This window comes from Bacillus sp. FSL P4-0334, assembly GCF_038004825.1.
GTDB lineage: Bacteria > Bacillota > Bacilli > Bacillales > Bacillaceae > Bacillus > Bacillus velezensis.
The window spans coordinates 878,108-896,298 of record NZ_JBBORX010000001.1 but is presented as its reverse complement, the minus strand read 5'-3'; the positions used below and the strand labels follow the sequence as shown (position 1 = coordinate 896,298).

At 48.1% G+C, this 18,191-nt stretch carries 15 protein-coding genes; 10 read left to right on the top strand and 5 right to left on the bottom strand.

Features of this window, described 5'->3' with window-relative positions:
- Nucleotides 1–19: 19 nt before the first annotated feature.
- Complete coding sequence (locus NSQ37_RS04530; RefSeq protein WP_341123307.1) at nt 20–1,357, bottom strand: aldehyde dehydrogenase family protein; 1,338 nt, start codon at nt 1,355–1,357, stop codon at nt 20–22.
- Between the two features lie 141 nt (nt 1,358–1,498).
- Here NSQ37_RS04530 and NSQ37_RS04525 point away from each other — a divergent pair, with 141 nt between their 5' ends.
- From NSQ37_RS04525 to NSQ37_RS04510, 4 genes are all read left to right on the top strand, one after another.
- Nucleotides 1,499–2,656, top strand: coding sequence for a TetR/AcrR family transcriptional regulator (locus tag NSQ37_RS04525; protein WP_136396738.1), 1,158 nt, complete (start codon nt 1,499–1,501; stop codon nt 2,654–2,656).
- A gap of 247 nt (nt 2,657–2,903) precedes the next feature.
- Nucleotides 2,904–3,953, top strand: coding sequence for a fatty acid desaturase (locus tag NSQ37_RS04520; RefSeq protein ID WP_012118854.1), 1,050 nt, complete (start codon nt 2,904–2,906; stop codon nt 3,951–3,953).
- A 118-nt stretch (nt 3,954–4,071) separates the two neighbouring features.
- A complete protein-coding gene (locus NSQ37_RS04515; protein WP_025285539.1) occupies nt 4,072–5,208 on the top strand; it encodes a sensor histidine kinase in 1,137 nt (378 codons plus the stop codon).
- Nucleotides 5,205–5,804, top strand: a complete 600-nt coding sequence (locus tag NSQ37_RS04510; RefSeq protein WP_007614886.1) for a response regulator transcription factor — start codon at nt 5,205–5,207, stop codon at nt 5,802–5,804. Before NSQ37_RS04515 ends, NSQ37_RS04510 begins: the two co-directional genes overlap by 4 nt.
- Before the next feature lie 56 nt (nt 5,805–5,860).
- On the opposite strand, the gene NSQ37_RS04505 is transcribed toward NSQ37_RS04510, so the two are convergent.
- On the bottom strand, nt 5,861–6,682 hold the full coding sequence (locus NSQ37_RS04505) for an SDR family oxidoreductase (RefSeq protein WP_007407847.1): 822 nt from the start codon (nt 6,680–6,682) through the stop codon (nt 5,861–5,863).
- A 128-nt stretch (nt 6,683–6,810) separates the two neighbouring features.
- Between NSQ37_RS04505 and NSQ37_RS04500 the strand changes: the two genes are divergently transcribed.
- Both NSQ37_RS04500 and htpG read left to right on the top strand, forming a co-directional pair.
- The gene (locus tag NSQ37_RS04500; RefSeq protein WP_327943498.1) at nt 6,811–7,059 is read left to right on the top strand and encodes a hypothetical protein; all 249 of its coding nucleotides are present in this window, start codon (nt 6,811–6,813) and stop codon (nt 7,057–7,059) included.
- A gap of 171 nt (nt 7,060–7,230) precedes the next feature.
- Nucleotides 7,231–9,111 (top strand): molecular chaperone HtpG, encoded by a 1,881-nt coding sequence (gene htpG, locus NSQ37_RS04495; protein WP_025285538.1) that lies wholly within the window; start codon nt 7,231–7,233, stop codon nt 9,109–9,111.
- A 42-nt stretch (nt 9,112–9,153) separates the two neighbouring features.
- Here htpG and NSQ37_RS04490 read toward each other — a convergent pair whose 3' ends face one another.
- The 3 genes from NSQ37_RS04490 to NSQ37_RS04480 form a co-directional block, all read right to left on the bottom strand.
- Nucleotides 9,154–10,542, bottom strand: a complete 1,389-nt coding sequence (locus NSQ37_RS04490; RefSeq protein WP_032869301.1) for a sugar porter family MFS transporter — start codon at nt 10,540–10,542, stop codon at nt 9,154–9,156.
- Between the two features lie 119 nt (nt 10,543–10,661).
- Nucleotides 10,662–11,594 carry an aldo/keto reductase gene (locus NSQ37_RS04485; RefSeq protein ID WP_007407843.1) on the bottom strand — a complete coding sequence of 311 codons (933 nt, stop codon included), beginning with the start codon at nt 11,592–11,594 and terminating at the stop codon, nt 10,662–10,664.
- Nucleotides 11,595–11,671: 77 nt separating this feature from the next.
- Nucleotides 11,672–12,427, bottom strand: a complete 756-nt coding sequence (locus tag NSQ37_RS04480; RefSeq protein ID WP_007614879.1) for a DeoR/GlpR family DNA-binding transcription regulator — start codon at nt 12,425–12,427, stop codon at nt 11,672–11,674.
- A 444-nt stretch (nt 12,428–12,871) separates the two neighbouring features.
- Between NSQ37_RS04480 and iolA the strand changes: the two genes are divergently transcribed.
- The 4 genes from iolA to iolD all read left to right on the top strand — a co-directional run bounded on the left by iolA (nt 12,872) and on the right by iolD (nt 18,178).
- Nucleotides 12,872–14,335, top strand: a complete 1,464-nt coding sequence (gene iolA / locus NSQ37_RS04475) for a methylmalonate-semialdehyde dehydrogenase (RefSeq protein WP_124692651.1) — start codon at nt 12,872–12,874, stop codon at nt 14,333–14,335.
- Nucleotides 14,336–14,408: 73 nt separating this feature from the next.
- On the top strand, nt 14,409–15,224 hold the full coding sequence (gene iolB, locus NSQ37_RS04470; protein ID WP_012118847.1) for a 5-deoxy-glucuronate isomerase: 816 nt from the start codon (nt 14,409–14,411) through the stop codon (nt 15,222–15,224).
- A 23-nt stretch (nt 15,225–15,247) separates the two neighbouring features.
- Nucleotides 15,248–16,240: a 5-dehydro-2-deoxygluconokinase gene (gene iolC, locus NSQ37_RS04465; protein WP_265450983.1), complete on the top strand. Its 993-nt coding sequence runs from the start codon at nt 15,248–15,250 to the stop codon at nt 16,238–16,240.
- 24 nt (nt 16,241–16,264) lie between these two features.
- Entirely contained in the window at nt 16,265–18,178 is a 1,914-nt protein-coding gene (gene iolD / locus NSQ37_RS04460) for a 3D-(3,5/4)-trihydroxycyclohexane-1,2-dione acylhydrolase (decyclizing) (protein WP_326365136.1), read from the top strand.
- The last annotated feature ends 13 nt before the right edge of the window (nt 18,179–18,191 follow it).

Below are 18,191 nucleotides of genomic sequence, written 5' to 3'. Positions count from 1 at the left end.
ATCTGCGCGGATTCTTTTTTTATTTAGAGGCTTGAATAAATACGCCTTTTTCATGAGAAAATTCTTTAAAGCCGTACACACCGTGATATGAACCGATCCCGCTCGTATTGACACCGCCGAACGGAAGGTTGACGTCAGTGAAATGAACGACGACATCATTGACAGAAGCATTGCCGGATGTCGTATGCTGCAGCACATAATCGATCAGCTCCTGATTATGGCTGAATACATACAAGGCAAGCGGCTTGTCCCGTTCAGTGATGTAATCAACGGCTTCACTGATATCTTCGTAATTCATAATCGGCAGAATCGGTGCGAAGATTTCTTCCTGCATGATCTTCATATCAGGCGTGACGTTTGTCAGTACGGTCGGAGAAATCGTGCGGTCATGCGCATCGAATACGCCGCCGAACGCCGTTTTCGCCCCTTTTTCAATGGCGTCATCATACAGGGCTTTGACACGGTTAAAGTTGCGGTCGTTGACAATCTGCGTGAATTTGTTGCGGTCAACCGTATGATCATCCTCCATAAAACCTGCATTGACAATGGTTTGCAGGAGATCTGTAAAGGTGCTCTGCACTTCTTTCTTCATAAGGAGATAGTCAGGTGCGATACATGTTTGCCCCGCATTGACAAATTTGCCGACGGCGATTTTTTTCGCCGCGTCCATCAAATCATAGTCGCTGTCGATGATCGTCGGGCTTTTTCCGCCAAGCTCAAGCGTGACGGACGACAAGTGCTTCGCTGCTGCCGTCATGACGATTTTACCGACATTCGTGCTTCCGGTGAAGAAAATGTGGTCAAACGGCTGGTCGAGCAGTTCTGTGGCGACATCGACCTCACCTTCAAAAATGGCGACTTCTTCTTCGTGAAATGCCTCGCGAATAACTGTCGCGGCGATATGGCTCGTCTCCATCGTAAAATCGGACAGCTTCACAATCGCGCTGTTGCCGGCCGCAATGGCAGCCGCAAGCGGAGCCATCGTCAGCATAAACGGATAATTCCATGGGCCGAGAATTAAGGTGACGCCTTTTGGCTCATACATTAATACGCCGTCAGCGTCGGGGCTGACGGATGAGCCGACGCGTTTCGGCGCCATCCAGGTGTCGAGATTGTTCATATTATCTTTAATCGCCTTGATCGTTCCCTGCGTTTCCGCTCTTTTCACCTCATGATAAGGCTTGCGGACGTCCCGTCTGATCGCCTCGATGATTTCTTCTTCATGTGCGGTGACGGCATCTAAAAAGCGCTGAAGCTTTTCTCTGCGCTGCCCGGCTGTTGAAGCACGCAGCGTTTTTTGATTTTTTTTCTGAAGCTCAAAGACGCGTTTGATTTCTGCTTTTATATGCTGATCCATCGGTCTTCCTCCTCTGGTTGCTTTTTTGTTTCTTCAGGGCCTATTATAATGTGATGTGTTTTTGCGGCAAAGACAGCGTAAACACATCTATACGTTACCGTACAAATTGCGGTGATCTGTCTAATGGAAGGAGTGTCTCTTATGCCGGATTCTGTGACAACTGACATCAAACAAGCGCTTTTGGCCATGCTTGGAGAGCGGGATATCCGCCGTGTGACCATGAAGGACATCGCCGAACGGGCGCATGTGAGCCGGGGGACACTGTACCTTTATTACGAAGATAAATATGCGATTTTAGAGGATATAGAGGAAGAAATGAAAGACGGGCTGAGCGAAGCGCTGTATGATTCGCTAAAGAATAAAGATGTGCTTCATTTACATGGCGGATGGCAAAAAGTGCATCCGACCCTGTCTTTTGTTGATCGGCATCGGGTGTTTTTTCAAACGATGATGGACCGCAATAAAATGCCCTATTTTCACTTTCATGCTTTTTTAAAAGATGTGTTCCGGCATGATGTGCTGCTGTCACCGGTCAATGCGGATTTCTCACCGACTGAACAGGATATGTACATTCATTACCGCGCTTTATACACGTATGCCATTGTGTTGTACTGGCTGAATGAGGAGCCCGGGGCATCCCCGGAAGCGATCAGCGGACAGGTGTGGGATTTGATTTCTCAAAAACGGTTTTACTGGCTGTTTGGCCGCCGGGTGCCGGAACAAGAAGAAAAAAAGCCCGCCGACCGCCGGGTGACCCGAACGAGGCAGGCCTTGCAAGAAGCCATGATCGGCTTAATGGCGGAAAAAAAAGAGTACGCGGCGATTACGATTTCCGATATTGCCCGTCAAAGCAACCTCCGCCGTGCCACTTTTTATGACCATTACGCCAACAAAGAAGCATTGCTGAAAACGATCATCCATCAATCATGCCGGGATCTGATCGGATTATTGACGGTAAAAGGAGAGCCTGCCGATTGCTCCATGGAAGAAGCGGAAGCCGCGCTCGTCCGTCTCTTTTCGGCACTGTCGGAAGGCCTGCCGCTCGTCCATTTTCTGAGAGAGGGCTCCGGAGTGCCTGACGTCATTCCGGAAATGTTCAGAGCGCTGCAATCGTTTTATCTTCATCAGCCCCTGCACATTCAGGCGGGCAAAAAACTCTATGCATATTATGTCGCGTCCATGCTCGCCGGCTTGATTCAATATCGTCTTCATGAAGGAAAAGACCACGCGCCGGACATGCTGGCCCGGGAGTTTCTGCAGTTTTTGGATGTAAAGAAGTATCGGGTGATTTTGCTGTGAGGATGATGAAAAAGAACTCAGCCGAAAACAGGCCGGGTTCTTTTTTGCTGTTTTCATTGAGAAGTGCCGATATGAAGTGTCCGGCTTTATCCCTCATAAAAAAGATACCTTCCATATGCCGCCTGATCAGCATTCTGCCGCCAAACATGACAAATGTCATATTCGGGGCATGATGGCTGCTACTACAACCGCCGCGAGCGCCTCGGTATACTTGGAATCATAATAAAAAAAAGGGGATATGACATTCATGACCAATCACGCCGCAACTCAAAAACAAGCATCTTTAAAAAAGCAGGTTGCTGCATTTTCCGGTGCCGATACAAAGCATAGTGTCAATCAGCTTTTCAACACGTTTGTGCCGTTTTTTGCCCTTTGGTTTCTTGCTTACTTCAGCCTCAATGTCTCCTATCTTCTGACCCTCGCCTTTACTGTTATAGCAGCGGGATTTTTGACAAGAATCTTTATTATTTTCCACGACTGCTGCCACCAATCCTTTTTCAAACAAAAGAAGCTGAACCGGCTGTTCGGGTTTATTTCAGGTGTGCTGACACTGTTTCCGTTCCTTCAATGGCAGCGCAGCCACTCCATTCATCATGCGACAAGCAGCAACTTAGATAAACGGGGCACCGGCGATATTTGGATGATGACCGTCAAGGAATACAACGAAGCGTCAGCTTGGACAAAAGTACGCTACAGACTTTATCGCAATCCGTTTATTATGTTTATTCTCGGCCCGATTTACGTATTTCTGATTCAAAACCGTTTCAATGTAAAAGGCGCCCGCCGCAAGGAGCGCTGGAACACCTATTTCACGAACGCGGCGATTGTCTTATTGGCTGCTGCGACGTGCCTGCTTGTCGGCTGGGAAAACTTTTTGCTTGTTCAAGGTCCGATTTTCCTTATTTCGGGGTCAATCGGCGTCTGGCTCTTTTATGTTCAGCACACGTTTGAGGATTCTTATTTTGAAGCCGATGAGCATTGGGATTATGTGCAGGCTGCGGTAGAAGGAAGCTCCTTTTACAAGCTTCCGAAGCTTTTGCAATGGCTGACAGGCAATATCGGCTACCATCATGTCCACCACTTAAGCCCGAAAGTGCCGAACTACAAGCTGGAAGCCGCTCATGAGGGGCACGAGCCTTTAAAAAACGTACCGACCATTACGCTTAAAACAAGTCTTGAATCCATGAAATTCCGTCTGTGGGATGAGGACGAAAAGCAATTTGTCACCTTTCGGGAGGCGCGGAAAAAACCGGCGCCCCATCCGGTGCCGAAAGAACCTTTAAAGAAAAATGCCTGATATGGCGCGCGGCTCTTTCTCTTATCAGAAAGGGCCTTCTCTTCATGCGTGAGGATGCAATGAAGGCGGTGTTTTGATAAAGTGATGGTAGACACAAGCAGCAGAAGGTGGAACAAAGATGAAGAAGTATTTTAAATTTCAAAAACTGAATGGGATTTCTCCTTATATATGGATGATTTTTTTCATCTTGCCTTTTTATTTTATTTTTAAAAGCTCTTCTACCTTTGTCATCGTGGCCGGCATCATTTTCACACTTGTTTTCTTTGGCGCATACCGCTTCGCATTTGTTGCAAAAGGCTGGCCGCTTTACTTATGGGCGCTTCTTCTGATCGGCATTTCGACCGGCTCAGTTATGCTGTTCAGCTATATTTACTTCGCCTTCTTTATCGCCTACTTCATCGGCCATATCCGAGACAAAGTTCCATTTTACATCTTATATTACATTCATATCATTAGTGCGGCGGTTGCCGTCAACTTCAGCCTTGTTCTGAAAAAAGGGTGGTTTTTGACACAAATACCGTTTATCGTCATTACACTGATCAGTGCCATCCTGCTCCCGCTCAGCATTCGAAGCAGAAAGGCACGGGAGCGCCTTGAAGAGAAATTAGAATATGCAAATGAGCGAATCGCCGATCTTGTGAAGCTGGAAGAAAGGCAGCGAATCGCCCGGGACCTTCACGATACACTTGGACAAAAGCTCTCCTTAATCGGACTGAAAAGCGACCTCGCCCGAAAGCTGATTTACAAGGACCCCGAACAGGCCCGCACTGAGCTGAAAAGCGTGCAGCAGACGGCCCGCACCTCCTTAAATGAGGTCAGAAAAATCGTTTCATCGATGAAAGGCATCCGATTGAAGGATGAGCTCGGCAATGTTCGGCAAATTCTTGAAGCGGCAGGAATTGAATTTGTGTATGAAGAAAAAGAAGCGCCAAAACATATCTCTCTGCTGAACGAAAACATCGTCAGCATGTGCATAAAAGAAGCCGTCACCAATGTCGTGAAGCACAGCGGCGCCAAAGTATGCCGCATCACCATTCAGCAGCTTTGGAAAGAGGTTGTCATTACGGTGGAAGATGACGGCAGCTTTCAATGCAAAGAAGATCGCTTTTTTTCAAAGGGGCACGGCCTGCTTGGAATGAGGGAACGTCTTGAATTCGCAAACGGCAGTTTAGCCATCGATACAGCCGCCGGAACAAAGCTGACCATGAGAATCCCGAATGATTCAAAATCAAAAGAAAAGGATGGTAGCAGATGATCAACATCTTCATTGCCGAGGATCAGCAAATGCTGCTCGGCGCACTCGGTTCACTGTTGAATTTAGAAGAGGATATGACGGTTGTCGGCCAAGGCACAAGCGGCCAGGATGCCATCGATTTCGTGGAAAAACATGCGCCCGACATCTGTCTGATGGATATCGAAATGCCCGGGAAATCAGGTCTTGAAGCGGCAGAAGAGCTCAAGGACAGCGGTGTGAAAATCATCATTTTGACGACCTTTGCCCGCTCCGGCTATTTTCAGCGGGCGCTAAAAGCAGGCGTCAGCGGGTACATGCTCAAGGACAGCCCGAGCGATGAGCTCGTCAGCGCCATCCGCAGCGTCATGAAAGGAAGACGCGTCTACGCACCTGAATTAATGGAGGACATCTATAGTGAAGAAAACCCGCTGACCGAACGGGAAAAAGAGGTGCTCGAGCTTGTCGCAGACGGAAAAAACACGAAAGAAATCGCAAACGCCCTCAGCATCAAAAGCGGCACAGTCCGCAATTACGTTTCGATGATCCTGGATAAATTAGAAGTGAAAAATCGAATTGAAGCCATTACCCGATCAAAAGAAAAGGGCTGGTTTAAGTAACCCGCCCTCAGCTTGTTCAGCCAGTGTTTTTGCACTGGCTTGTTTCTTTTTCGCCGTCACTCCGTCTCTTCCTTCCACTTCTTATCAATCAGCATTTTTCCCGGCCAAGTGTATGCCATGATGCCGCCGTCTGCGGTGATGTCTTCTCCCGTGACGTAAGAGCTGTCGTCTGAAGCGAGGAAGAGCGCGACGGCTGCCATTTCTTCCGGTTTTCCGAGCCGGCCGAGCGGCGTGATCCATTTGTTGGCTTCACGGAACGCTTCGCCCATTTCGTCTTCTGTCGTGCCTGCCAATTTATCAATGAGCGGCGTTTCAATCGTCCCCGGCGATAAGGAATTGACGCGGATTCCGCTTCTGGCGTAATCAATGGCCATCGCTCTCGTCAGGTTCGTGATTCCGCCTTTTGCGGCGTTATAGCCGGAGCGGTCAAGGTCTGCGGCCCGGCCGGACATGGAGGAGGTGTTGATGATGGAGCCTCCTTTTTCGAGCATGAGCGGAATCAGGTATTTGCTGCAAAGAAATGTGCCGCGCAGATCGACGGCGATGATCCGGTCAAACAGGTCGACCGGGTATTCATGGACTTTTCCGCCCTCTTGGTCAACACCGGCATTGTTAAACAGAATATCAATTGTTCCGTACTTTTGCTGAATGCCGTCCGCAAAAGACTTTACGTTTTCTTCGTCTGATACATCAAGGTGAAAGGCTTCTGCTTCTCCGCCGTTTTTTCTGATGGCGCTGACGGTTTCATTCAGTTCGCTTTCATTGATGTCACCGCAGATCACGCGGGCGCCTTCATCGGCGAAAACCCGTGCCGTCGCTTGTCCGATGCCTGTCGCGGCCCCTGTGATGATTGCGGTTTTGTCTGTTAATCTTCCCATATTGCGATTCCTCCTTTTTTTATATCTGTTCCCGCTGAATAGGGGGATAAACATACGGAGGTCTGTTTCTAAATACCTATTAAATATGTTAATATTATGTATATACATCATTGGGAGGTTTACATATTTTGAAGATACAGCATAAGAAGGAGATAGCGTTTTATTGTTATGCCATTGTTCCTATGGGATTTGTGATTTACACCGTTATCTCTATTCTATTTCAGGACATCATATTTCCTCTCACTGTAAGAAATGTTCTGCATGAGTCTTTGCGAAACTTGGGATCTCTTATCTTATTTAGTTTGTATTTCTACCCGTCATACATATGGATGAAGAAGGAATTCGGCCGCCGGAAAGAAGCAGAGAGGAGAGGATGATCAACATTCTCTCTTTTTTATTGATAAAATGGGTGAAATGAATCCATTAACATGTTAAATTTACAATATATGCATCTGCTAATCCTAGTTGACAATTGTCACTGTATATGATAAATAGATGCTGAAAAGATTTTACATAACATCAAAGCATAATTAAAGGAGAGATCTGAAGTGCGGAAAAAAAAGTTTAAAGCAGAATCCAAGCGATTGCTGGACATGATGATTAACTCCATTTACACGCAGAAGGAAATTTTTCTCCGCGAGTTAATTTCCAACGCGAGCGATGCGATTGACAAAATCTATTACAAGGCGTTAACCGATGATTCATTAACGTTTGATCAAGACAATTACTACATAAAAGTGACGGCGGACAAAGAAGCGAGAACGCTCACCGTCACAGACACCGGTATCGGGATGACAAAAGACGAGCTTGAACAGCATCTCGGCACGATTGCGAAAAGCGGTTCACTCGCTTTCAAGCAAGAAAATGACACGAAAGATGGCCATGACATTATCGGCCAGTTCGGCGTCGGATTTTATGCGGCGTTTATGGTGGCTGATAAAGTCACGGTGAAAAGTAAGGCGCTCGGCAGTGACGAGGCGTATGTATGGGAGTCGGAAGGGGCTGCCGGCTACACGATCGCGCCGTGTGACAAAGAAACCGTCGGTACGGAAATCACCCTGCAAATAAAAGAAAACACAGAAGATGAAAGCTATGATGAGTTTTTAGAAAACTACCGCATCAAAGCGATCGTGAAAAAGTACTCTGATTTTATCCGCTACCCGATCAAAATGGAAGAGACGGTCAACAAGCCGAAAGAGGGCAGCGAGAACGAATTTGAAGAAGTTCAGGAAGAACAGACGGTCAACAGCATGGTGCCGATCTGGAGAAAAAATAAAAGCGAGCTGACGGATGAAGATTACGAGGCTTTTTACGCCGAGAAGCATTACGGCTTTGATAAACCGCTGACCCATGTGCATATCAGCGTCGATGGAGCGGTGCGCTACAATTCGATTTTGTTTATTCCGGAAAACATGCCGTTTGACTATTATACGAAGGAATTCGAAAAAGGATTGGAGCTGTATTCCAACGGCGTGCTGATCATGAACAAATGCGCCGACCTGCTTCCGGACCATTTCAGTTTTGTAAAAGGCATGGTCGATTCTGAGGATCTGTCGCTGAACATTTCCAGAGAGATGCTGCAGCACGACCGCCAGCTGAAGCTGATTGCGAAAAACATCAATAAAAAAATCAAAGCCGAGCTGAAGAGCCTGCTGAAGAACAAAAGAGAAAAATACGAATCTTTCTATGAATCTTTCGGCAGACAGCTCAAATTCGGCGTCTATAATGATTTCGGCGCGAATAAAGATGTCTTAAAAGATCTGCTTCTCTTCTATTCATCTAAGGAGAAAAAGCTCGTCACTCTGGACGAATATGTGTCCAGAATGCCTGAGGATCAAAAATATATCTATTACGCGTCCGGCGATTCATATGAGCGGATTGAAAAGCTGCCGCAAACTGAAATGGTGGCGGACAAAGGCTACGAAATTTTATACTTCACGGAAGATATTGATGAATTCGCGATCAAAATGCTGACAAGCTATGAGGAAAAAGAATTCAAATCCGTATCAAGCGCCGACTTAGGCATCGACAGTGATGAGGATGAAAAGCAGACTGAAGCCGAAGAGAACGAATATAAAGACCTGTTCGAAAGCATGAAAGAGATTCTTGCGGATAAAGTAAAGAACGTCAGAGCGTCGAAACGTTTAAAATCCCATCCGGTATGCTTTGCGACAGACGGCGAAGTGACGATCGAAATGGAAAAAGTATTAAACGCCATGCCTGACAGCCAGCAGGTCAAAGCGGAAAAAGTGCTGGAAATCAACCCGAATCACGAAGTGTTTGAGACGTTAAAGAACGCGCACGGACAAGATCGGGAAAAGCTGGCATTATACACAAATCTTCTCTACAATCAGGCGCTTCTGATTGAAGGGCTGCCGATCCATGATCCGGTCGAATTTACGAATGACATCTGCAAAGTTATGGTATGACGCCAAAAAGGAATCGCCCAGCGGGGGCGATTCCTTTTTTTGTTACAGTGTGCGCTGTTTAAGAATTTGATTTTGTTTGCTGCGCTTCTTTAAGGAGAACCGTTTTTTCAAGTGCGTTTCGATTTCTTCTAAACTTCTGCCCTTCGTTTCAGGAACGATGTAAGCGGCGAAGAAGAAGGATGAGAGGCAAATGACTGAGAATATTCCGAATACCCAGCCGATGCCCATGGCGCTCAGCATAAGCGGGAATACCAGTGAAACGATCAGGTTGGTTGCCGACAGGATCAATGTCGTAAATCCGGTTGCGGCTCCGCGTGCGTTTGACGGGAATAGCTCCGGCATCAGAACCCATACGACGGGACCCCATGTCGCCTGGTAGAAGACGATATAGATGCCGAGAAACAGCACGGTCAGCCATGCTGTTGAAGCTGACAGGCCGGCCAGAAGGAGAATGGCTGATAGTGACGCCAGGCTCAAGGTAATGCCGACACTTCCCCACATCAGCAGTTTTTTCCGGCCGATCCGGTCAATTAAGATCATGGCGGTGATACACATGATGACGTTTAAGACACCGATGCCCATCGTGCCGAGAACGGACGCCGAAGTGCCGAGTCCGGCCTTTGTAAAGATGGTCGGCGCATAGTAAATCACCGTGTTGATACCGACCGCCTGCTGGAAGATGGCGAGGCCGATCCCGATCAGCAGCATAGGGCGGATCCATTTGGCTTTCAGCAAGCCGAGTGTAGATTCTTTTTTCTCGGCTTCACCTTGTTTCATTTCCGCCAATTCAACGGCGATATCCTCTTTGTCGTGGGTCATTTCCATGACTTGTCTGGCTTCCTTCTCACGGCCGCGTTTGACGAGCCATCTCGGAGATTCCGGCATAAACGCGATTCCGATTAATAAAAGCGCCGCCGGTACTGCGGCGAGACCGACCATCCAGCGCCAAGCTTCAAACGGGGTGAATATGTAATTCACAATATATGCGAGTAAAATTCCGGTTACAATCATTAAGTTATTCAATGTGCCGAGCGTTCCGCGTATTTTCGTCGGCGCCATCTCAGATAGATAAACGGGAACCAGCGCCGTTGAGCCCCCGACGGCTAACCCGAGAATGACACGGGAGATAATCAGCATAGTGACGGTTTGCGAAGCCGCACAGGCAAGCGCGCCGATAATAAAAATGAGTGAAAGGACGAAAACCACTTTTCTCCGGCCCCATCGGTCAGAGCATGTCCCGCTTAATGCGGACCCGAAAATCGCACCGAGCAGCAGCATGCTGACGACCAATCCCTCGGTCAGCGTGTTTAAAGGAATATCATTGTTAATAAATAACAAAGCCCCTGAAATCACACCGGTGTCATAGCCGTAAAGCAGCCCGCCTAATGCTCCGAAAAAGTAAATCAGGTATTTTTTGGTGTTTTTCTTCACAGATGATCCTCCTCATCTTTTGGAACGCATAATAGTTTATTTAGATAACTATTTCATTCCCCGAAGAGAAAAATATAAACATAAAAAAACACGCCCCATTTAAAAGGCGTGTTTTTTTCTTAGGAAAACAGCTTGTCGATAAACGCGATTTCTTCAGCAGATAGCGTAATGGAGGCTGCTTTCATGTTGTCTTTTAATTGATCCGCGCGTTTGGCGCCCGGAATCAGGATATCGATTTCAGGTCTCGCCAAGTACCAGGCAAGCACGATATGCGCCGTATCGGCATTGTGCTTTTCGGCAATCGGTTTGAGCTGGTTGACTTTTTTGATGTTTTCTTTAAACTGCTCCCCTTGGAAATGCGCCTGATCATTGCGCAGGTCGCCTTCAGGGAAGGTTGTGTTCTCGTCGTATTTGCCGGCCAGCAGTCCGGATACGAGCGGGAAGTACGGAATGAATGAGATGCCGTGTTCTGTCGTATAAGGGAAGAAAGTCTTTTCCGCCTCACGGTTCAGCAGGTTGTATTCTCCTTGAATCACGTCGACTAAGCCGTCTTTATTGGCTTCTTTCAGCTGTTCCAAAGAGAAATTGGATACGCCGATGGAACGGATTTTTCCTTCTTTTTTCAGCTCATTCAACGCTTGAACGGCTTCGTCCTTCGGCGTGTGCTCATCCGGGAAATGGATGTAGAATAAATCGATGTAATCAGTCTGCAGGCGTTTCAGGCTGTCTTCGACCGATTGTTTCAAAAAGGCCGGTGAATTGTCGAAAACAAAGTCATCGCCTTCTTTTCTGTGAGCGGCTTTTGTGGCGATGAAGACATCCTCGCGGTTACATTCTTTCAGCACCTCGCCGATTAATTCTTCAGAACGGCCCACACCGTAAATATAGGCGGTATCTAACATGGTAACGCCGCTTTTAATCGCTTCCCGAACCAATTCTTTTCCCGTTTCTTCATTCAGATTCGGATAGAGATTGTGTCCGCCGACCGCATTTGTTCCCAAACCGATCGGAAATACCTTTAGGTCAGTTTTGCCGATTGTTACTTTGCTCATGTTTTCGCCCCCTGAAAAAATTGGATATCATAGCGGCTGCCGGAAAAATACGGCAGCGTTCTCTATTAACTATAACGCTATGCCAAGTGAATGTCGATTTGATGCTCTTGGCAATACTTCGTATATTCCTCATCGAGCTGCTGAGAAGTGACAATGCTGTGAAGCCGGTCGAAAGGCGCGTATGTCAAAAGCGTGGATTTGCCGAATTTGGAATGATCCGCGAGCAGATACACTTCGTTCGCCTTTTCGGAAATTCTCTTTTTCACCTCGTATTCCAGTAAGTCGGAATTCGTCAGGCCGTGGGTGATCGTTGTCCCGGTAGCGGACATGAACGCCTTGTTAATGTTGTATTTATTGAGTGTGCTCGGATCATCAATGCCGACAAACGACCTTGTCTTCCGTTTGTAGTTATTGCCGATGATGATCAGGTCGATATTTTTCATGGATGAAGCGGCGTTAATAATATCAAGGCTGTTCGTCAAAACCGTTACATTCTTATCGGGATCAAGCGTCTCCAGCATCGATTTGGTCGTCGTGCCGGAATCAATAAATACAAGATCGTGATCCTCGATAAACCGTGACGCATAGCGGGCGATTTTGATTTTTTCATCCTGATGTTGAATGGTGCGGTTTTCAAAAGGGACGAGCACAGATTTTTCGGCTGACGTCACGCCGCCGTATACCTTTTTGATAACCCCTTTTTCCGCAAGCTTATTAATATCGCGTCTGACCGTGTTTTTAGAGACGTTGAATACCTCGCACAGCTCATCCAGCGAAGTGGCTCCGTGTTTGAGAATGTATTCTTCCATCTCCTGAATCCGCATCAGTTTCATAAAAAAACTCCTTCTAGAATTCTTAAAGTAATTAAAATATATAATAAACACCAGAAGTTAATCAATAGTTACTTAACAAATGATAAAAAAGAGGGATCATCCCCTCCGATTCGACACGGTTCTCCAAGTTCCTGTTTTCCCGATCAAAAAAAGTATGATAAAAATAATGAAAAAATTTTGATTTTTTAGATTGACTTGAAGAGGTGTTGGGCTTACAATGTAACCAAGAAATGACCAAAACATAACCTGTAAAATCAAAAGTGAAAGATGTAACCGTTTGCTTTTTCCGGCACATGACCAACTTTTACATGGAAAGATTGGGAGTCACCATCATTTTAGCATTTGTAAGCGTTTAATTCATGTCTTTTATATGTAAAAGATGAATATATTCATCCGTTATTATCCAGCTGAACAGGATGTTTACTATTTAAGGAGGCAATGAGAATGGCAGAGATCAGAAAACTGAAAAACTACATCAATGGTGAATGGGTTGAAAGTAAGACAGATCAATATGAAGACGTTATCAATCCGGCTACAAAAGAAGTGATGTGCCAGGTTCCGATTTCTACGCGGGAGGATGTGGAATACGCCGTCCGCTCAGCGTCAGAGGCATTTCAAACATGGTCAAAGACGGCAGTGCCGCGCCGTGCGAGAATTCTATTTAACTATCAGCAGCTTCTCCAGCAGAACAAAGAAGAGCTTGCCCGTCTGATTACTTTGGAAAACGGTAAAAACACGACGGAAGCACTCGGTGAAGTGGGACGCGGAATTGAAAACGTCGAATTCGCAGCGGGCGCGCCGTCACTCATGATGGGCGATTCACTTGCCTCCATCGCGACGGATGTAGAGGCGGCGAACTACCGCTATCCGATCGGGGTGGTCGGCGGTATCGCACCGTTCAACTTCCCGATGATGGTCCCGTGCTGGATGTTCCCGATGGCGATTTCGTTAGGAAATACGTTCATTCTGAAGCCGTCTGAGCGCACGCCGCTGTTAACGGAAAAACTGGCAGAGCTGTTTGAACAGGCCGGCCTTCCGAAGGGCGTCTTCAATGTCGTGCACGGCGCGCATGACGTCGTAAACGGCGTTCTTGAACATCCGGAGATTAAAGCCATCTCATTCGTCGGTTCAAAACCTGTCGGCGAGTATGTTTTCAAAAAAGGCAGCGAACATTTGAAGCGCGTGCAAGCGTTAACGGGCGCGAAAAACCACACGATCGTGCTGAATGACGCCCACCTTGAAGATACGGTGACAAACATTATCGGCGCGGCATTCGGTTCGGCAGGAGAGCGCTGCATGGCATGCGCGGTTGTGACGGTTGAAGAGGGAATCGCCGATGAGTTTATTTCGAAATTACAGGAAAAAGCAGCGGACATCAAGATCGGAAACGGACTGGATGACGGCGTATTCTTGGGCCCGGTCATCCGCGAGGACAACAAAAAACGCACGCACAGCTATATTGAAAAAGGCATCGAAGAAGGAGCGAGACTTCTTTGTGACGGGCGTGAAAACGCTACGGAAGACGGCTATTTCGTCGGACCGACGATTTTTGACAACGTGACGACGGATATGACGATCTGGAAAGATGAAATCTTTGCGCCCGTTCTGTCGGTCATCCGCGTGAAAAACTTAAAAGAAGCGGTGGACATCGCCAACCAGTCTGAATTTGCGAACGGCGCGTGTCTGTTCACTTCAAATGCGAATGCGATCCGCTACTTCCGTGAGAATATTGACGCGGGAATGCTCGGCATCAACCTTGGCGTGCCGGCGCCGATGGCATTCTTCCCGTTCTCTGGCTGGAAGTCTTCTTTCTTCGGCACATTGCACGCAAACGGAAAAGACAGCGTCGACTTCTATACACGTAAAAAAGTCGTGACGGCACGATACCCGTCTCCTGACTTCAATTGATCTGACAGCCGGCCCGGACGGCTTTGTGATTCCGTCCGGGTTTTCTTTTACCATCCATTAAGGAGGAATAAACATGAGTCATTTGCTGCGCAAACCGCAGGCCGATGAGATTTCTCAAGGCGTGAACATCATACATGACGTCACTTCAGCCAATTCAGACCTCAAATACGTCGGATTTAAAGTCGTTGACCTCACTCCCGGTTCCGCATATACAGAAGATTTGAAAAAGACGGAGTGCTGCATCGTTGCGGTAACGGGAAAAATCACCGTCACTGATTATGATCAGACATTTGAAAGCATCGGCACCCGTGAAAGCGTATTTGAAAGAAAACCGACGGACAGCGTTTATGTGTCCAATGACCGCTCTTTTGAAATCACAGCGGTCAGCGGGGCGAGGGTCGCGCTGTGCTATTCTCCGTCCGAACACCAGCTTCCGACAAAGCTGATTAAAGCGGAAGACAACGGTGTGGAACATCGCGGCAAGCTGGCAAACAAACGAACCGTTCATAATATTCTCCCCGATTCAGATCCATCGGCAAACAGCCTTCTCGTTGTTGAAGTATACACGGACAGCGGCAACTGGTCGAGCTATCCGCCTCATAAACATGACCAAGACAATCTGCCGGCTGAATCCTTTTTAGAAGAAACCTATTACCATGAAACAGACCCGCCGCAGGGTTTTGTCTTCCAGCGTGTGTACACGGACGACCGCTCGATTGACGAGACGATGACCGCAGAAAATGAAAACGTTGTCATCGTGCCGGCGGGCTATCACCCGGTTGGTGTTCCGGACGGGTATACCTCTTACTACCTGAATGTAATGGCGGGACCGACACGAAAATGGAAGTTTCATAATGATCCGGCCCATGAATGGATCCTGGAACGCTAACAAGTGAGGAGTGGCAGATAACGATGAAATATACATTTAATGAAGAAAAAGAGTTTGATATTGTCGCGATCGGACGCGCGTGTATTGATTTGAACGCTGCGGAATACAACCGGCCGATGGAAGAAACGATGACGTTTTCTAAATATGTCGGCGGCTCCCCGGCAAATATTGCGATCGGCAGCGCCAAGCTCGGATTAAAAGCCGGTTTTATCGGCAAAATCCCGGACGATCAGCACGGCAGATTCATCGTTTCTTATATGCAGGGAAAGGGCGTTGATACGTCACAAATGACCGTTGACAGAGAAGGGCGCAAAGCCGGGCTCGCTTTTACCGAAATTCTCAGTCCCGAAGAGTGCAGCATTCTGATGTACCGGGATGACGTGGCGGATTTGTATCTTGAGCCGTCCGAAGTCAATGAAGGCTACATCGCAAACGCGAAAATGCTGCTCGTATCAGGCACGGCGCTTGCGAAAAGCCCGTCGCGCGAAGCCGTCTTAAAAGCGGTGCATATCGCAAAAAAACATGACGTAAAAGTCGTGTTTGAGCTCGACTACCGTCCGTATACATGGCAATCGGCAGAAGAAACAGCCGTGTACTACACGCTGGTGGCGGAACAATCCGATATCATCATCGGTACGCGTGACGAATTTGACGTAATGGAAAACCGTAGCGGCGGAAATAACGATGAAACGGTCCGCCATTTGTTTGCGCATTCCGCCGATCTTGTCGTCATTAAGCACGGCGTTGACGGATCATACGCATACAGCAGATCGGGAGAAGTTTTCCGGGCGCATGCCTATAAAACAAAGGTGCTGAAGACCTTCGGAGCGGGTGATTCCTATGCGTCAGCCTTCATCTACGGACTTGTCAGCGGCCGGGATATTGAAACGGCTTTAAAATACGGGAGCGCTTCCGCTTCCATCGTCGTCAGCAAACACAGCTCCTCAGAAGCAATGCCGGCTGCCGGTGAAATCATCGAACTGATTGAAGCGCAGCACAGTCTTAACGGTAAATAGAACGTATAAAAGGTGGGATCGTTTGTGGGTAAGACAATTCGCTTAACGACAGCACAAGCGCTGATTCAATTCTTGAACCGGCAGTACATTCATGTTGACGGAAAAGAAGAGCCGTTCGTTGAGGGCATCTTCACGATTTTCGGCCACGGAAATGTGTTGGGGATCGGGCAGGCGCTTGAGCAGGACGCCGGGCACCTGAAAGTCTATCAAGGCAAAAACGAACAAGGCATGGCGCATGCCGCGATGGCATACAGCAAGCAGATGCTGAGAAGAAAAATTTACGCGGTATCGACATCGGTCGGTCCGGGTGCCGCTAACTTGACGGCTGCCGCGGGTACGGCGCTGGCCAATAATATCCCGGTGCTGCTGCTTCCGGCCGATACCTTTGCGACGAGGCAGCCTGACCCGGTGCTTCAGCAGGTGGAGCAGGAATACAGTGCCGCCGTCACAACAAACGATGCGTTAAAGCCCGTGTCCCGCTATTGGGATCGCATCACCCGCCCCGAGCAGCTGATGAGCAGCTTAATCCGGGCGTTTGAAGTGATGACAGATCCGGCAAAAGCGGGTCCGGCGACCATCTGCATTTCTCAGGATGTAGAGGGAGAAGCATTTGATTTTGATGAAAGCTTCTTTGAAAAACGCGTTCATTACATTGACCGGATGCAGCCGAGCGAGCGTGAACTGAAAGGCGCCGCGGAAAGAATTAAGGAGAGCAGCCGTCCCGTCATTTTAGTGGGCGGCGGCGCGAAGTACTCCGGCGCGCGTGAGGAATTAATCGCGCTTTCTGAAACATACGGCATTCCGCTTGTCGAAACGCAGGCCGGCAAGTCAACGGTTGAAGCCGATTTCGCCAACAATCTGGGCGGCATGGGCATCACGGGCACACTCGCCGCAAACAAAGCCGCCCGCCAGGCTGATCTGATCATCGGTGTCGGCACACGGTACACGGACTTTGCGACATCCTCGAAAACGGCGTTTGATTTTGACAAAGCAAAATTTTTGAATATCAACGTCAGCCGCATGCAGGCTTACAAGCTTGACGCGTTTCAGGTCGTAGCCGATGCGAAAGTGACGCTCGGCAGGCTGCACGGCTTATTAGACGGATATAAAAGTGCATTCGGCACGGCGATTAAAGACTGGAAAGATGAATGGCTTGCTGAACGGGACCGGCTCGGAAAGGTCACTTTTACACGTGACGCGTTCAAACCGGAAATTAAAAACCATTTCTCACAGGATGTGTTAAACGAGTATGCCGACGCGCTCGAGACTGAGCTGCCGCAGACAACGGCGCTGTTGACCATCAATGACACGATTCCTGAAGACAGCGTCGTCATCAGCTCGGCGGGATCTCTTCCGGGGGATCTGCAGCGGCTGTGGCATTCCAATGTCCCGAATACGTACCACCTCGAGTACGGCTATTCCTGCATGGGGTATGAAGTATCAGGCACGCTCGGCCTCAAGCTGGCCCATCCCGACAAAGAAGTCTATTCACTCGTCGGCGACGGAAGCTTTCTGATGCTGCACTCAGAGCTGATTACCGCGCTTCAATATAACAAAAAAATCAATGTCCTGCTTTTTGACAACTCCGGATTCGGCTGTATCAACAACCTGCAGATGGATCACGGGAGCGGCAGTTATTTCTGCGAGTTCCGCACAGAGGACAATCAGATTTTAAACGTTGATTACGCGAAGGTGGCAGAGGGCTACGGCACTAAAACATACAGAGCCAATACGGTTGAAGAACTGAAAGCGGCGCTTGAAGATGCGAAAACGCAAGACGTATCCACTTTAATTGAAATGAAGGTTCTGCCGAAAACGATGACGGACGGCTATGACAGCTGGTGGCATGTCGGCGTGGCGGAAGTGTCGGAGCAGGAAAGCGTTCAGCGGGCATACGAAGCGAAAGAGACGAAGCTGAAGTCTGCAAAGCAGTACTAGAGGGGAGGCATCA

What these genes read in the sequence shown, in the direction of transcription:
- NSQ37_RS04530 (WP_341123307.1), bottom strand. Translation starts at nt 1,357, where the DNA reads ATGGATCAGCATATAAAAGCAGAAATCAAACGCGTCTTTGAGCTTCAG.
- NSQ37_RS04525 (WP_136396738.1), top strand. Translation starts at nt 1,499, where the DNA reads ATGCCGGATTCTGTGACAACTGACATCAAACAAGCGCTTTTGGCCATG.
- NSQ37_RS04520 (WP_012118854.1), top strand. Translation starts at nt 2,904, where the DNA reads ATGACCAATCACGCCGCAACTCAAAAACAAGCATCTTTAAAAAAGCAG.
- NSQ37_RS04515 (WP_025285539.1), top strand. Translation starts at nt 4,072, where the DNA reads ATGAAGAAGTATTTTAAATTTCAAAAACTGAATGGGATTTCTCCTTAT.
- NSQ37_RS04510 (WP_007614886.1), top strand. Translation starts at nt 5,205, where the DNA reads ATGATCAACATCTTCATTGCCGAGGATCAGCAAATGCTGCTCGGCGCA.
- NSQ37_RS04505 (WP_007407847.1), bottom strand. Translation starts at nt 6,682, where the DNA reads ATGGGAAGATTAACAGACAAAACCGCAATCATCACAGGGGCCGCGACA.
- NSQ37_RS04485 (WP_007407843.1), bottom strand. Translation starts at nt 11,594, where the DNA reads ATGAGCAAAGTAACAATCGGCAAAACTGACCTAAAGGTATTTCCGATC.
- NSQ37_RS04480 (WP_007614879.1), bottom strand. Translation starts at nt 12,427, where the DNA reads ATGAAACTGATGCGGATTCAGGAGATGGAAGAATACATTCTCAAACAC.
- iolA (WP_124692651.1), top strand. Translation starts at nt 12,872, where the DNA reads ATGGCAGAGATCAGAAAACTGAAAAACTACATCAATGGTGAATGGGTT.
- iolB (WP_012118847.1), top strand. Translation starts at nt 14,409, where the DNA reads ATGAGTCATTTGCTGCGCAAACCGCAGGCCGATGAGATTTCTCAAGGC.
- iolC (WP_265450983.1), top strand. Translation starts at nt 15,248, where the DNA reads ATGAAATATACATTTAATGAAGAAAAAGAGTTTGATATTGTCGCGATC.